At 69.7% G+C, this 15086-nt stretch carries 14 protein-coding genes; 10 read left to right on the forward strand and 4 right to left on the reverse strand.

Going from position 1 to position 15086, the window contains the following annotated elements; genetic code table 11:
- From GSQ87_RS15960 to GSQ87_RS15975, 4 genes are all read left to right on the forward strand, one after another.
- On the forward strand, positions 1-488 hold a 488-nt coding region (locus GSQ87_RS15960; protein ID WP_174241453.1), incomplete at its 5' end, for an acyloxyacyl hydrolase.
- Complete coding sequence (locus GSQ87_RS15965; RefSeq protein ID WP_158916330.1) at positions 488-1777, forward strand: adenylosuccinate synthase; 1290 nt, start codon at positions 488-490, stop codon at positions 1775-1777. The genes GSQ87_RS15960 and GSQ87_RS15965, both read left to right, overlap by 1 nt.
- Positions 1778-1798: 21 nt before the next feature.
- A complete protein-coding gene (locus GSQ87_RS15970; protein ID WP_158916331.1) occupies positions 1799-2356 on the forward strand; it encodes an FKBP-type peptidyl-prolyl cis-trans isomerase in 558 nt (185 codons plus the stop codon).
- A gap of 37 nt (positions 2357-2393) precedes the next feature.
- Positions 2394-2933, forward strand: a complete 540-nt coding sequence (locus GSQ87_RS15975) for a Spy/CpxP family protein refolding chaperone (protein ID WP_158916332.1) — start codon at positions 2394-2396, stop codon at positions 2931-2933.
- A gap of 191 nt (positions 2934-3124) precedes the next feature.
- Here the strand turns inward: GSQ87_RS15975 and queG are convergent, their stop codons facing one another.
- From queG to dapF, 3 genes are read right to left on the reverse strand one after another with little or no spacing between them, the layout of a single operon-like run.
- Positions 3125-4300, reverse strand: a complete 1176-nt coding sequence (gene queG / locus GSQ87_RS15980) for a tRNA epoxyqueuosine(34) reductase QueG (RefSeq protein ID WP_158916333.1) — start codon at positions 4298-4300, stop codon at positions 3125-3127.
- Complete coding sequence (gene mtaB, locus GSQ87_RS15985) at positions 4293-5585, reverse strand: tRNA (N(6)-L-threonylcarbamoyladenosine(37)-C(2))-methylthiotransferase MtaB (protein ID WP_158916334.1); 1293 nt, start codon at positions 5583-5585, stop codon at positions 4293-4295. Before mtaB ends, queG begins: the two co-directional genes overlap by 8 nt.
- Positions 5582-6409, reverse strand: a complete 828-nt coding sequence (gene dapF / locus GSQ87_RS15990; protein ID WP_158916335.1) for a diaminopimelate epimerase — start codon at positions 6407-6409, stop codon at positions 5582-5584. Before dapF ends, mtaB begins: the two co-directional genes overlap by 4 nt.
- 228 nt (positions 6410-6637) lie before the next feature.
- Here dapF and lpxC point away from each other — a divergent pair, with 228 nt between their 5' ends.
- The 3 genes from lpxC to recN all read left to right on the forward strand — a co-directional run bounded on the left by lpxC (position 6638) and on the right by recN (position 10395).
- On the forward strand, positions 6638-7534 hold the full coding sequence (lpxC, locus tag GSQ87_RS15995; RefSeq protein WP_254063022.1) for a UDP-3-O-acyl-N-acetylglucosamine deacetylase: 897 nt from the start codon (positions 6638-6640) through the stop codon (positions 7532-7534).
- Between the two features lie 304 nt (positions 7535-7838).
- Positions 7839-8654 carry an outer membrane protein assembly factor BamD gene (locus GSQ87_RS16000; RefSeq protein WP_158916336.1) on the forward strand — a complete coding sequence of 272 codons (816 nt, stop codon included), beginning with the start codon at positions 7839-7841 and terminating at the stop codon, positions 8652-8654.
- 34 nt (positions 8655-8688) lie between these two features.
- Positions 8689-10395: a DNA repair protein RecN gene (recN, locus tag GSQ87_RS16005; protein WP_158916337.1), complete on the forward strand. Its 1707-nt coding sequence runs from the start codon at positions 8689-8691 to the stop codon at positions 10393-10395.
- Positions 10396-10419: 24 nt separating this feature from the next.
- Here the strand turns inward: recN and GSQ87_RS16010 are convergent, their stop codons facing one another.
- Positions 10420-11628, reverse strand: a complete 1209-nt coding sequence (locus GSQ87_RS16010) for a rhomboid family intramembrane serine protease (RefSeq protein ID WP_158916338.1) — start codon at positions 11626-11628, stop codon at positions 10420-10422.
- Between the two features lie 154 nt (positions 11629-11782).
- On the opposite strand from GSQ87_RS16010, the gene ligA reads away from it, so the two are divergent.
- From ligA to GSQ87_RS16025, 3 genes are all read left to right on the forward strand, one after another.
- Positions 11783-14128, forward strand: coding sequence for an NAD-dependent DNA ligase LigA (gene ligA, locus GSQ87_RS16015; RefSeq protein WP_158916339.1), 2346 nt, complete (start codon positions 11783-11785; stop codon positions 14126-14128).
- Between the two features lie 80 nt (positions 14129-14208).
- The gene (locus tag GSQ87_RS16020) at positions 14209-14634 is read left to right on the forward strand and encodes a DUF2147 domain-containing protein (protein WP_254063023.1); all 426 of its coding nucleotides are present in this window, start codon (positions 14209-14211) and stop codon (positions 14632-14634) included.
- A gap of 24 nt (positions 14635-14658) precedes the next feature.
- Positions 14659-15078, forward strand: coding sequence for a DUF2147 domain-containing protein (locus GSQ87_RS16025; protein WP_158916340.1), 420 nt, complete (start codon positions 14659-14661; stop codon positions 15076-15078).
- Positions 15079-15086 lie beyond the last annotated feature (8 nt).

Here is a 15086-nt window from a genome sequence, read left to right on the forward strand (position 1 = left end):
ATGATTTCCAGCTCGGCTATCGCACCGCCCAGGTCCAGAGCCTGTGGTTCCTGCTGAACCCGATGTTCTACGTCAAAGGCCAGTTCAACACCGACGACCGCACCAACTTCTACACCATCGGCGCCGAGTGGCGTAAGCACCTGTTCCACACCAAGTTCTACGGCGATTTCGGCGTCGGCGGCTCCTACGTGGACGGGCTGAACACCTATCCGGACGACTTCAATCCGAACGTACCGCTGCCCGCAAACGCCACGCCGGCCCAGATCCAGCGCTTCCAGTCGGACCTGCATGTCTACAACAACCGCAAGGCCATGGGTTCGGACTTCGTGTTCAATCCCAACTTCACCCTGGGCTACGACCTGACCCAGCATGTCGCCATCGAAGCCGCGTGGGAGCACTACAGCAACGCCGGCCTCGGCGGCCGCAATCCCGGCCTGGATAATTTCGGCGGCCGCGTCGTCTACAAATTCGGCAAGTCGGCTCAGTAGTGGCCAACGTCGCAGTCGTCGGCGCCCAATGGGGCGACGAGGGAAAAGGCAAGATCGTCGACTGGCTGTCCAGCCGGGCCGATGTCGTGGTCCGCTTCCAGGGCGGTCATAACGCCGGGCACACCCTGGTGGTGGGCGACCAGGTCTACAAGCTGTCGCTGCTGCCCTCGGGCGTAGTGCAAGGCAAGCCGTCGGTGATCGGCTCCGGCGTGGTGGTCGATCCCTGGCACCTGCTGTCGGAGATCGAGAAGCTGGCCGGCCAGGGCGTGAAGATCACCCCCGACATCCTGATCCTGGCCGACAACGCCTCGCTGATCCTGCCCATCCATCGCGACCTGGACCAGGCGCGCGAGAACGAGGCCGGCGCCAGCAAGATCGGCACCACCGGGCGCGGCATCGGCCCCGCCTACGAGGACAAGGTGGGCCGTCGCGCCATCCGCGTCGCCGACCTGGCCGACCCGGCCGCGCTGGACGCCAAGCTGCCCCGCCTGCTCGCCCACCACCAGGCGCTGCGCCGCGGCCTGCACCTGGACGAAGTCGACGGCGAGGCGCTGAAGCAGAGCCTGCTGGAGATCGCGCCGAAAATCCTCGCCTACGCCCAACCCGCCTGGCGGGTGCTGGACACCGCGATCAAGGCCGGCAAGCGCATCCTGTTCGAAGGCGCCCAGGGCGCCCTGCTCGATGTCGACCACGGCACCTATCCCTATGTCACCTCGTCCAACACCGCGGCTGGACAGGCGGCGGCGGGTTCCGGCGTCGGGCCGTCCTCGGTCGGCTACGTGCTGGGCATCGTCAAGGCCTACACCACCCGCGTCGGCTCAGGTCCCTTCCCGACCGAGCTGTTCGACGAGGTGGGAAACCACCTGGGCACGGTGGGCAAGGAGTTCGGCGTGGTCACCGGCCGAGCGCGCCGCTGCGGCTGGTTCGACGCGGTGCTGGTGCGCCAGACCATCGCCATCAACGGCATACACGGCATGGCGCTGACCAAGCTGGACGTGCTGGACGGCCTGCCGACGCTGAAGATCTGCATCGGCTATCGTATCGGCGACCGCGAAGTGGACTATCTGCCCGCCGGCCAGACCGACCAGGCCGCCGCCACCCCGATCTACGAGGAGCTGGAGGGCTGGAGCGAGAGCACCCACGGCGCCCGCTCGTGGAAGGACCTGCCCGCCGCCGCCATCAAGTACGTCCGCCGGATCGAGGAGCTGGTGGGCGCGCCCGTGGCGCTGCTGTCCACCGGCGCGGATCGGGAAGACACCATCCTCATGCGCGACCCCTTCGTCGGGTAGAGCCAGGCTAGGTTGAACAAAATGCGCGCCGCTCCCCTCGTCATCGGCCTGTCGGTCGCCGCCGCCCTGACCCTGTCGGGGTGCGGGCCGAAGCAGCACGTGCAGTCCGCCTCGACGACCCAGTACATGAACAAGAACGCCAAGGCGCCGGGCATGGTCGTGCTGGCCTCGGGCCTGCAGTACAAGGTGATCCGCTCGGGTCCCGCCGACGGGCCGCACCCCGCCAAGGGCGACGAGATCAAGATCAACTACACGGGCTCGCTGATCGACGGCCAGGTGTTCGACTCCACCACCACCCGTGGCCAGCCCGCCGTGATGAAGCTGGACAACCTGGTGCCGGGCTGGATGGAGGCCCTGCCGAAGATGCGGCCGGGAGACGAGTGGCTGCTCTACGTGCCGCCCAAGCTCGGCTACGGCCCCGACGGCCAGCCGCCGGTGATCCCGCCCGACAGCGTGCTGGTGTTCGACGTCAGCCTGATCGGCGTGCTGAAAACCGGCGAAAATGTGAAGATGGGCGGTGTTGCCCGGCCGCTGCACGCCGTTGCTGAAATATCGTCGAAATACCGCGCCAACACCTGAGGGCTACAGATCAGGTCGCCACTATTGGAGACCTGTCATGAGAACGTCCGTGCTGCTCGTCGCCGCAGCCGCTCTTGTCCTCGCCGCCGCGCCGGCCTTCGCCCAACCTGAAGCGCCCCAGCCGGGGATGGCGAACGGCCAGGGTCACGCCCATCACGGCGACCACATGGGCGGCGGCGAGTGGCGCGCCAAGTTCGCCGCCAAGCGCCAGCAACGGATGCAGGACCTGCACACCGTCCTGCGCATCCGTCCCGAGCAGGACGGCGCCTGGCAGGCCTACCAGGCCGCGCTGACCCCGCCCGAGCACGCACGCGGCGAACGGATGCAGCAGCCTCAGGGCGCGCAGACCCCCCAGACCACGCCGCAGATGCTGGACCGCATGGCCGCCTGGCAGGCCAAGCGCGAACAGCGCATGGTCGCACGCACGGAAGCCACCAAGCGCTTCTACGCCGCCCTGTCGCCCGAGCAGCAGCAGACCTTCGACGCGCTGCGCCGCCTGGCGCGCGGACGCCGTGGCGGCTTCGGCGGTCGGGGCGGTCACGGCCGCATGGGCGGGATGGAACAGCGCCAGGGCTGAGGCAAAGCACCCCTCCCTCTCGAAGGGGGAAGGGCGGGGATGGGGGTGAACCCGCACCGCTTACGGATAAGCGCTCGAGGCGGGACCGTCTCATCGGTTCGTCCGGATGCGGCGGTGGCCACACCCTCACCCCGGCCCTCTCGCTTCGAGGGAGAGGGAGCCACTTCGAAGCTTGAAGACGCCGCGTCCGGCTAAGACCGCCCCCACTCCGCCAGCACGTCCTCGTCGATCTCCTCGACGGGTCTTGCACCCGCCGCCGCCTGGAACGCCGCCTTATCCAGCAGGCGTGACAGCGCCCAGACCGCAGCGCCGCGCACCATCGGCGAAGTGTCGTCCAGGCGCGCCCGCGCCACCTCGGCCAAGGCCGGCCGTCCCGAATTGCCCACCGCATACAACACGTTGCGCACGAAGCGGTCGCGCCCGACCCGCTTGACCGGCGATTTGGAGAACAGGACGCGGAACGCGGCGTCGTCCAGCGCCGCCAAATCCTCCAGGGCCGGAGATTTCAGCGCCTCGCGCGCATGGAAGGCGCCCTCGCGCGCGGTGGCGGCGAACTTGTTCCAGGGACAGGCCGCCAGGCAGTCGTCGCAGCCATAGATCCGGTTGCCCATCGCCGCGCGGAACTCCACCGGGATCGGGCCGGCGTGCTCGATAGTCAGATACGAGATGCAACGCCGCGCATCGATCTGGAACGGCGCGGGGAAGGCGTCCGTCGGGCAGGCGTCCAGGCAGGCCCGGCACGAACCGCAGGTCTCCGCCCCCGGCGCATCGGGCGGCAGGTCGAGCGTGGTCAGAACGGCGCCTAGGAACAGCCAGGAGCCGAAGGTGCGCGACACCAGGTTGGTGTGCTTGCCCTGCCATCCGAGCCCCGCCAGTCCGGCCAGCGGCTTTTCCATCAGAGGCGCGGTGTCGACGAACACCTTGAGCTGGCAGCAGTATTGCTCGGCCATCCAGCGACCCAGCGCCTTCAGCCGCTTCTTGATCACCTCGTGATAGTCGTCGCCCTGAGCGTAGACCGAGATCGCCGCCCGGTCGGTTCGCCCCTGCCCTTCGCGCGGATCGGTCTCGGGCCCGTAGTTCAGACCGAGCACGATGGCCGAGCGCGCCTCGCCCCACATGGCGCGCGGGTGCACCCGGCGCTCCAGAGTGGTCTCCATCCAGGCCATGGTGCCGTGCCGCCCGTCGGCGACGAATTCCTCCAGCCGCTCGCCCGCGCTCCAGGGCGTGTCCAGGTCGGCGACGCCGAACGCTTCGAAGCCGAGCTCCAGCGCCTTGACGCGGATGGCGGCCTTGATCGCCTCGGCGGCGCCCTCCCCGTCCGCCTCCGCTCGATCCTGTGGAAGATCGAGTGGGCCGGTCTCAGTCATCGACGGTCACGCCGACGGCGCGTCCGCCCTCGTGGTCCATGATCCGTACGGAGACGATCTCGCCGGGGACGCCACGGTCGATCCTGATCTCGGTGAAGTCGGCGGCACGGGCCAGGCCCTCACGCTCCACCAGCGCCTCGACCGTGCGCCCGACCTGCCGCGCCAGGTGCCGGGTCAACGCCGCGGCGCCGGCCGCGCGCAGCCGTTCCGCGCGCACCTTGACCACCGCGCGCGGCAGTTCCGGCATCTTGGCCGCAGGCGTTCCCGGGCGGGGGCTGAAGGGGAAGACGTGCAGGTAGGCCAGCCCCGCGTCCTCGACCAGGGCCAGGGTGTTGGCGAACATCTCCTCGGTCTCGGTCGGGAAACCGGCGATCAGATCGGCGCCAAAGGCGGTGTCCGGCCGCACCGCGCGCACCAGAGCGACCAGGGCCAGGGCCTGCTCGCGGGTATGGCGGCGCTTCATCCGCTTGAGAATCATGTCGTCGCCCGACTGCAGCGACAGGTGCAGATAGGGCGCCAGGCGCGGCTCCTCGGCCAGGCAGCGCAGCAGATCGGAATCGATCTCGGCCGCATCGATCGACGACAGGCGCAGGCGCGGCAGTTCGGGGACCAGTTTCAGCACCCGCGCGGTCAGCTGGCCCAGCGTCGGGCCGCCCGGCAGATCGGCGCCCCAGGAGGTCATGTCCACCCCGGTCAGCACCACCTCCTTGTAGCCCTGGGCGGCGAGCCGGCGCACCCGATCCACCACCTCGCCGGCGGCGGCGGAGCGCGAGGGGCCGCGACCGTAGGGGATGATGCAGAAGGTGCAGCGGTGGTCGCAGCCGTTCTGCACCTCGACATAGGCGCGGGCCCGGTCGGTCAGCCCGTCGACCAGGTGGCCGGCGGTCTCGCGGATCGAGGCCATGTCGTCCACCCGCACGCGGGTCTCCAGCGCCGTGGCCGCATAGGCGCCGGGCGCGGACTTCAGCCCATTGCCCAGCACCGCGTCGACCTCGGTCATGGCGGCGAAGGCGTCCGGGTCGATCTGGGCGGCGCAGCCGGTGACGATCAGCCGGGCGCCGGGACGTTCGCGCCGCGCCTTGCGGATGGCTTGGCGGGCCTGGCGCACCGCCTCGCCGGTGACCGCGCAGGTGTTGAAGATCACCGCATCGTCCAGCCCGTCGCTGAGCGCGCGGGCCTTAGCCTGCTCGCTCTCGTAGGCGTTCAGCCGGCAGCCGAAGGTGACCACCTCGACGCCGGACGCCTTTGCGCCGGGTCGGATCGGATCGGGGGCGAGGTCGCTCATGGCAGGACGCCGGTGAACTCGACAGCGACGGGGCCGCTCATCAGCACGTGGCCGTCGTCCTCGCGCCAGTCGATCTTCAGGTCGCCGCCGTCGAGCGTCACCGTGGCGCGACGCTTGGCCAGGCCGCGCCGGCTGGCCGCCACCACCGCCGCGCAGGCGCCGGTGCCGCAGGCCTTGGTCTCGCCAGCTCCGCGCTCCCATACCCGGAGGCGGATACGGTCGGGCTCGCGGACCTCGCAGAAGCCGACGTTGACGCCCTCGGGGAACAGCAGGTGGTGCTCGATCATCGGGCCGACCTCGCGCACCGGCGCCAGCTCGGCGTTGGCGACGAAGAAGACCACATGGGGATTGCCCATGCTGACGCAGCCCGGCGTATGCAGGTGCGGGGCGTCGATCGGGCCGACCTGCAGCTCCACGCCACGCGTGTCCATGTCCTCGGCCATCGGGATGTCGCGCCAGCCGAGCCCCGGCGCGCCCATGTCCACGGTCACCGCCCTCGGCCCCGCCGCCCAGGTGGTGAGCAGGCCCGCCAGGGTCTCGATGGTCGCGCGGCCGTCGCCCTTGGCCTGCATCAGCAGCCAGCCGACGCAGCGGGTGGCGTTGCCGCAAGCGGAAACCTCGCTCCCGTCCGCGTTCCAGATACGCATGAAGGCGTCGGCGTTCGCGGTCGGTTCGATGGCGATGAGCTGGTCGCAGCCGATCCCGCTCTCGCGGTCGGCGATGGCGCGCACCTCTTCGGGCGTAGGGCGGAAGGGAGCGCCTCGGGCCTCGACCACGACGAAGTCGTTGCCGAGCCCGTTCATCTTCACAAACGAGCGGGACATTACGGACCAATATAGGCTACCCGCAGCGCAAAATCTCCGTGGCGTAGCGGCTAAGGTTTCGCCGTTGAAATGTTACAGTTTTCGTAACCTTTTCGCCGCAATTCCGCTCATCCGTGAAGGGAAATATTCCGAAACAGGAGTTGTGTTTATGCGCCTGCGAAAGCCGCATAGACGAACGCTGGGGAGCTAGAGGCGGCAGGACGGCCGTCTTGGGCAAAGGATGATGTGTTGAACGAATTCCAGTTGCTGCAGCATACGCTCGCGGGTCCCGCGGTCTGCGCCGGGGTCGGCGTCCATAGCGGGAAGCGCGCCCGGATGGCGATCCGCCCCGCCGCCGCCAATGTCGGCGTCGTATTCGTCCGCAGCGATCTGACCGAAGCCGACAACCGCATCCGCGTCGGCCCGAAGTCGGTGGCCCGCACCCAGCTCAACACCGAGATCGCCAACGCCTCGGGCGTCAGCCTCTCCACCATCGAACATCTGATGGCCGCCCTCACCGCGCTCGACATCGACAACGCCATCGTCGAGGTCGACGGCCCGGAAGTGCCGATCATGGACGGATCGGCCCTCCCCTTCATCCAGTTGCTGGACCGCGCCGGCCGCAAGACCCAGGAAGCGCCCCGCGCCTATATCGAGGTGCTGGAGACCGTCGAGGTCCAGGACGGGGTCAAGTACGCCGCCCTGCATCCCAGCGACCGGTTCGAGATCGACGTGGAGATCGACTTCCCCTCCGCCGCCATCGGCCGCCAGCGCGTGATCATGCCGGTCACCGAGCGCAGCTTCCGCGACGAGCTGGCCTCGGCGCGCACCTTCGGCTTCATCCAGGAGGTCGAGGCCCTTCGCCGCGCCGGTCTCGCCCGCGGCGGTTCGATGGACAACGCCATCGTGCTCGACGGCGACGCCATCCTGAACCCCGAAGGCCTGCGCATGAAGGACGAGTTCGTGCGCCACAAGGCGCTGGACGCCATCGGCGACCTCTACGTCCTGGGCGCGCCCCTGCTCGGCCGGTTCGAGAGCCGCTACGGCGGCCACGCCCTGAACAACAAGCTGGTCCGCGCCTTCGCCGAACGCCGCGACGCCTGGCGCATGCGCACGCCCACCCAGGTGCTGGCCGAAGCGGTCTGAGGCTGGACCGCAACGCGTGCTTCGAGACGCGCTCTTCCAGAGCGCTCCTCAGCATGACGAAGTCTGGGAAAGCTTCTAACGAGTCCTCGGCTCCACCTCCGCTCGTCATCCTGAGGAGCCCTGAAAGGGCGTCTCGAAGGATGCAGCGCCCTTCTGCGAAATCCCCTTGCCCCTGCGGCGCACGGTCGTTGGCGAAACGTTCCCGCCTAGGCTACAAGGCCTCTAAGTACGGGTGGCTCGCGACCGCGTCTTTCCAAGGGAACTGAGCAAGGTGTTTGGTAACGTCAAAGCCCGCGGGCCACTTTTGCTCGCCCTCGCCGCCGCCACGCTGGTGGCCGGCTGCAACCACGGCCGCCAGGACAAGCTGGCCAAGGCCGACAATTCCTACCAGGAGCGCTCCGTCGAGCTGCTCTACGCCACCGGCGCCCAGCGCATGGACGATCACCAGTGGGGGCTGGCCAGCCAGTACTTCGACGAGGTGGAGCGCCAGCACCCCTATTCGGAATGGGCGCGCCGCTCGATCCTGATGGAGGCCTTCGCCCACTACCAGGCCAACCAGTACGACGACGCCATCGCCGCCGCCGACCGCTTCATCTCGCTCTACCCCGGCAACCCCTCGGCCCCCTACGCCTACTATCTGAAGGCGCAGTGCTACTTCGAGCAGATCGCCGACGTGGGTCGCGACCAGGCCGCCACCCAGCAGGCCCAGGCCGGCTTCCGCGACGTGGAGAAGCGCTTCCCCACCTCCGAATACGCCACCGACGCCAAGCTGAAGCAGGACATGATCATGGACCAGCTGGCCGGCAAGGAGATGTCGGTTGGCCGCTGGTATCTGCGCCAGGGCCTGCCGATCTCCGCCATCGGCCGCTTCAAGACCGTGGTCGACAAGTTCCAGACCACCAGCCACACCCCCGAGGCCCTCTTCCGCCTGGTCGAAGCCAACCTAACGCTGGGCCTGCGCGACGAGGCCACCAAGGACGGCGCGGTGCTGGGCTACAACTTCCCCGGCGACCACTGGTACGACAAGGCCTACGCCCTGCTCACCTCCAAGGGCCTGCGCCCCTCCGCCCCGCCCAAGCCCAAGCCCAAGGGCGCCATGAGCCGTCTCGGTCGGGTCTGACCGCCGGCCCCATCGATCCAAGGCGGACGACGTCGTGCTGATCGGCCTCAACATCCGCGACGTGGTGCTGATCGAGGCGCTGGACCTCGAGCCCGGCGCAGGTCTGACTGCGCTCACGGGCGAGACCGGCGCGGGCAAGTCCATCGTGCTGGACGCGCTGGGCCTGGCCACCGGCGCGCGGGGCGATGCGGGCCTGGTGCGTCATGGCGCGGCCCAGGCGGTCGCCACCGCCGTGTTCGAGCTTCCGCCCCACCATCCCGCCTGGACCCTGCTGGCCGACAAGGGCGTCGCCGGCGAGCCGGGCGAGGACCTGGTGCTGCGCCGCCAGGTCTCCGCCGACGGCCGCTCCCGCGCCTTCGTCAACGATCAGGCCGTGGGCGTGGGCGTGCTCAAGGAGCTGGGCGCCCTGCTGCTGGAGGTGCACGGCCAGCACGACGCCGTCGGCCTGCTGGACCCGCGCACCCACCGCGCCCTGCTCGACGGTTACGGCGAGTGCGCCCCGGCGCTGGCCGCCTGCCGCGCGCGCTGGAGCGAATGGCGCGACGCCCTGCGCATCGCCGAGGCGCTGCGCGCCCAGGCCGCCCGCAGCGCCGCGGACGCCGAGGAAGCCGGCCTGCGCCTGGCCGAACTGGACCGGCTCGATCCCCGCGCGGGCGAGGAAGCCGCCCTGGCCGACGAACGCGGCCTGTTGGGCGCGGCCGAGAAGATCCTGGCCGACATCTCCACCGCCCGCGAAGCCTTCGCCGCCCGTCAGTTGGCCGACCGCCTGTCGCAAGGGATGCGGGCGCTGGAGCGGGCGCGCGACCGGGCCATGCAGTCCGGGAGCGTGGTCGGCGCCACCGCGATCGAGAAGCTTGGCGAGGCGGTGGCCGCCGGCGAGCGCACCCTGCTGGAGGCGCAGGAATCGGTCTCGGCGCTCGACGCCGCCGCCCGCGCCTTCGTGTTCGAGCCCGCCCGGCTGGAGCGCACCGAGGAGCGGCTGTTCGCGCTCCGCGCCATGTCGCGCAAGCTGGGTGTGCCGGTGGAGGAGCTGCCGGCCGAGCGCGTGCGTTTCGCCGAACTGCTGCACAGCTTCGAGACCGCCGACGAGACCCTGTCCAAGGCCGAACAGGCCGTGACCCTGGCGGCCATGGCCTATCGCAAGGCCGCCGAGGCGCTGAGCGCCACCCGCACCCGCGCCGCCGAGCGCCTATCCGCCGTGGTCGAGGCCGAACTCAAGCCGCTGAAGCTCGACAAGGCCCGCTTCCGCGCCGCCGTCGAGGCCCAGTCCGAGGATCGCGCGGGACCGGACGGCGTGGATCGCGTGGCCTTCGAGATCGCCACCAATCCCGGCGCGCCGTTCGGGCCGCTGGGCGCCATCGCCTCGGGCGGGGAGCTGGCGCGCTTCGCCCTGGCGCTGAAGGTGGCGCTGGCCACCCGCGGCCCCGACGCGCTCGGCCCCACCCTGATCTTCGACGAGGTGGACCAGGGGGTCGGCGGCGCCGTGGCCGATGCGGTGGGCTTGAGGCTGAAACGGCTGGCCGCCTCGGGCCAGGTGCTGGTCGTCACCCACAGTCCCCAGGTCGCCGCCCGCGCCGACGCCCACTGGCGGGTGTCCAAGGCGCTGAAGGCCGAGCGCACCACCACCGCCATCTCGACGCTGGACCCCGCCGCCCGCGAAGAGGAACTGGCCCGCATGCTGGCCGGTGCCCATGTCACCGACGCGGCCCGTGCGGCGGCGCGAGCGCTGATGAGCGCTTAGCGCAAGACGGGAATTCCTGCGGCGTCAGGCCGGATCGCAGAGGCCGGACTTCCGCATCAGCACCATCATCTTCGCATCCACGGTGTCGGGCGCGGCGCAAAGCGGCGTGGCTGTGGCGTGCGCCTCCGCCATCCGACCCTGGTCGTGGTAGATTCCGCTCAGGGTCGCCCGGATGGTCGTGCCCAGGGTGCGCGGCAGTTCCGGCGCGCCGAGCAGCGGACTCTGCAGCGCGCGCGTGAGTTCGACCTCCGCGTCCGTTTCGTCTTGCGCCTTGAGATCGCTCATCGCCGCGTAGAGACGGGCGCGTGGATCGTCGGGATATTCCGCCGCGAGCTGGCCCGCGCGGGCCAGTCCGTCCTTCAGCGTGGCCGGCACGTCGTCCATGGGGATCAGTCCGGGTGTCTCCGCCGGGGCCGAACTCGGCAAGGCGGCGGCCGAGCCCAGCACGAGCAGGCTGAGCAGGCCGATACCGGCCGCCGTCCAGCCCGCGACCGCTTCGCCCGGCGGGCGCACGTCGTCCTCGGCCCAGAAGATCTGCAGCAGGAAGCCCATCACCATGCCGGCCAGGACGCCGCCGATATGGCCGCTGTAATCCACGTGGCCATGCGTCGAGCCCAAGGGCAAAAGGGCCGGGATCATCACCCGGAGGCTGAGGATTCGCATCCGCTTGCGCTTCTCGTAGGAAGCCGCGTGGAAGCTCAGCACCAGGGTGGCGGACAGCACGCACATGATCGCGCCGGAAGCTCCGACGCTGACGATCTCTGGCGCGTTCATCGCCATCGACGCCACCGCCCCGCCCAGTCCTCCGACCAGATAGATCAGGGCGAACCAGCCGCGTCCGACGATGGGCTCCAGCAACAAGCCGACCAGCAACAACGCCACCCCATTGCCGATCAGGTGCGCGGGATTGAGATGCAGCAGCGAAACCGTCAGCAGCCGCCACGGCTGGCCCGCGCCCAGCGCCAGGTTGCGGCTCAACCCGCCCAGATGGACCAGGGTGCTGTGGCTGATGACGCCCGGGTGGCCGCCGGCGGCGCTGACCGCCGTCTCCAGCAGGTAGATCGCCGTCAGGACCAGCAGGATGGCGCAGGTGACCCAGGGTATGGCGGCGAACCGGCTGACGCGCGGCGGCGCCTGCACAGCGGGCTGGGGCGTCTCGTCCCTTGGGGCGGGCGGCGCGAACCTCGGCTCGACCCTGACCCCGCGTTTCCCGAACGCTGCCGCTTCCTGCACCCGACGCCCCCAAGACGCATTCGCCTCCGCTCTAGCGAAGGTTGATTTACGCGGAGCAAAACGAGGTGGTTAACACAACGGACCTGCGTGATCGGGATGGATCGAGGGGCGCGCGACACCCTATAAACCTCGGCCAGGAACCGGCGAGGACAGTGTGGCGGCGCAGGATATCGAGCATCTGACCCCATCGGAGGCCGCAGCCGAGCTGGAGCGGCTGGCGGGCGAAATCGCGCGGCACCGGACGCTGTACGAAAACGAAGCCGCGCCGGAGATCGACGACGCCGCCTTCGACGCCCTGGTCCGCGAGAACGCCGCCCTGGAAGCCCGTTTCCCGAACCTGGTCCGTGCGGACTCGCCCTCGCTCAAGGTCGGCGCCCCGCCGTCCTCGCAGTTCGCCCCGGTGCGGCACGGCGTGCCCATGCTGTCGCTCGACAACGCCTTCGACGACGACGAGGTGGCGGAGTTCACCGCCCGGGTGCGCCGCTTCCTCAAGTTGGGCGCCGACGAACCCCTGGCCTTCACCGTGGAGCCCAAGATCGACGGGCTTTCGGCCAACCTGCGCTACGAGAAGGGCGTGCTGGTCCAGGGCGCCACGCGCGGCGACGGACGCACCGGCGAGGACGTCACCGTCAACCTGAAGACGGTCAAGGATATCCCCCACCGCCTGACCGGCAAGGGCTGGCCCGACCTGATCGAGGTGCGCGGCGAGGTGTTCCTCGACCATGAGGGCTTCGCGGCGATGAACGCGGCGGCCGAAGCGGCCGGCACGCGGACCTACGTCAATCCCAGGAACGCCGCTTCGGGCTCGTTGCGCCAGATCGACCCGACCATCACCGCCAGGCGCCCGCTGCGGTTCCTGGCCTATGCCTGGGGCGAACTGAGCGCACCGTTCGCCGCCACCCAATGGGAGGCGCTGGAGCTGTTCAAGGCCTGGGGATTGCCGGTGAACCCGCTGTCGGTGCGGGTGGACGGGGCGGACGCCCTGGCGGAACAGTTCGCGCACCTGGAGGAACGGCGGCCGAAGTTGGGCTTCGACATCGACGGGGTGGTCTACAAGGTCGACCGGCTGGACTGGCAGCAGAGGCTCGGCTTCGTCGGCCGCCTGCCGCGCTGGGCTATCGCCCACAAGTTCGCCCCCGAGCAGGCCCGCACCATCCTCAACGACATCGAGATCCAGGTCGGCCGCACCGGCGCCCTGACGCCCGTGGCCAAGCTGGCGCCGATCAATGTCGGCGGCGTGGTGGTGCAGAACGCCACCCTGCACAACGCCGACGAGATCGCCCGCAAGGACGTGCGCCTGGGCGACACGGTGATCGTCCAGCGCGCCGGCGACGTCATTCCCCAGATCGTCGAGGTGGTGCTGGACGCGCGGCCGGCGGACTCGGTCCCCTACGCCTTCCCCGAGATCTGCCCCTGCCCGCTGAAGACGGCGGTGGCGCGCGAGCTGACCGCCGCCGGTGAGGAGACAGTGGTGCGCCGTTGCACCGGCGAGTTGGCCTGCCCCTACCAGCGGGTGGAGCACCTGAAGCTGTTCGTCTCGCGCAAGGCGTTCGACATCGAGGGCCTGGGCGAACGGCAGCTTTCGGCCTTCTACGAAGAGGGGCTGGTGCGCGAACCTGCCGACATCTTCAAGCTGGCCAGGAACGAGGAAGCGCTCGCCGTGCTGCGTGAGCGGGAGGGCTATGGCGAGACCTCGGTGCGCAACCTGGTCGCCGCCATCGAGGCGCGGCGCGCCATCGCGCTGGCCCGCTTCATCTTCGCGCTCGGCGTACGGCACGTGGGCGAGACCACCGCCGGCCTGCTGGCGCGTGATTTCGAGGAGGCCGACCGGTTCCTGGACGCTTGCAAACGCGCGGCGCAGGCGCAACCGGGCCGGGACTATTTCGACCTGGCGGTGCTGGAAGGGATCGGGCCGGTGAACCTGGAGGCCCTGATCGCCTTCGGCCGCAATGGGCCGTTCGAAGACCCGTGGACCGACGCCCCCTTGGCCGAGAAGATCGGCCAGAGCATCCCCCGCCTGTCCAAGCCCGTTCGCGCACGCCTGGCCGAGCACTTCGGCGACTGGACCCGCTTCACCGAGGCGGTGCGGGCGGCGGCCGACCACAACGCGGGCGAGGCCTTCCTGGAGCTGTCGCGCGGCCAGGGCATGGGACTGGTCGCCGCCCAAAGCCTGGCCACCTATTTCGCCGAGCCCGACAACGCGGCGCGGGTGGATCGCCTGCGTGCCGAACTCCAGGTCGAACCGGCCGAAAAGCCCAAGTCGGATACGGCGGTGGCGGGCCAGACGGTAGTGTTCACCGGCGCCCTGGAGCGCATGACCCGCGACGAAGCCAAGGCCCAGGCGGAACGTCTTGGGGCCAAGGTCGCTTCCTCCGTATCGAAGAAGACCGACCTGGTGGTCGCCGGGCCGGGCGCAGGCTCCAAGCTGAAGACCGCCGCCGACCTCGGCGTGAAGGTGATCAGCGAGGACGAGTGGCTGGCGCTGACGGCTGGGACCTGACGCCTATGCTCCGGGCTCCCGCCCAAGCTCGCGTCTGGGGCGAACTATGGTATCGGTCACAGAAATGGGAGGTCTTCCGCTTGCGCAGTTCCATGATCCTGGGTGTCCTGGCCACGGTCGCCCTCTGCGGATCGGCCGCCGCGTCGCCCATCTCCGGCGTCTGGCGCACCCCGGCGAACGCCCGCAACGCCGACATCGATGTCTATGATTGTGGGAACGCGGTGTGCGGGCGGGTGCTCACCTCGGACCTGCTGCGCGCGCAACCCGATCTCAAGGACGCCCACAACAGCGATCCGGCGCTGCGCGACCGGCAGGTCAAGGGCCTACAGATGATCCATGGGTTTGTTGGCGGCCCGACGGTGTGGAAGGGCGGAGAAATCTACAATCCCGACGACGGCCATACCTATCACGGCTCCATCACCCTAGCCGACCCGAACACCCTGAAGCTGACCGGCTGCGTCGTATTCCCCCTGTGCCGGACCCAGGTCTGGCGGCGGACGCACTGAGCCCACACCTAACCCCGGATGCGAATGATCCTGTTTAGAGCCGCCGTCCTGCTCGGGGCCGTCGCCACGATGGGCGCGGCGCCCCTGCCGATCGAAGGCTTCTGGCAGGTCAAGTCCGGCGGCGGCGTGATCGAGTTGCATCGTTGCGACGGCGACACCCTGTGTGGCCGTATCGCCGCATCGGACGACCTGCGCGACAAGCCCGACATCCGCGACGTCAAGAACCGGCATCCCGAACTGCAGACGCGACGGTTGCGGGGCCTGGACATCTTCCACGGCTTCCGCGGCGGTCCCGACATCTGGACCGACGGGCGCATCTACAACCCCAACGACGGGCGCACCTATCGCGGCACGCTGCGCCTGACCTCGCCGGACAAGGTGCGGGTGGTGGGCTGCCTGGTCTACCCGTTGTGCAACGGGCAGAACTGGACCCGGATCAAGTAGGGTCCGCC

It is taken from the genome of Caulobacter sp. S45 (genome assembly GCF_009765965.1).
GTDB lineage: Bacteria > Pseudomonadota > Alphaproteobacteria > Caulobacterales > Caulobacteraceae > CAHJWH01.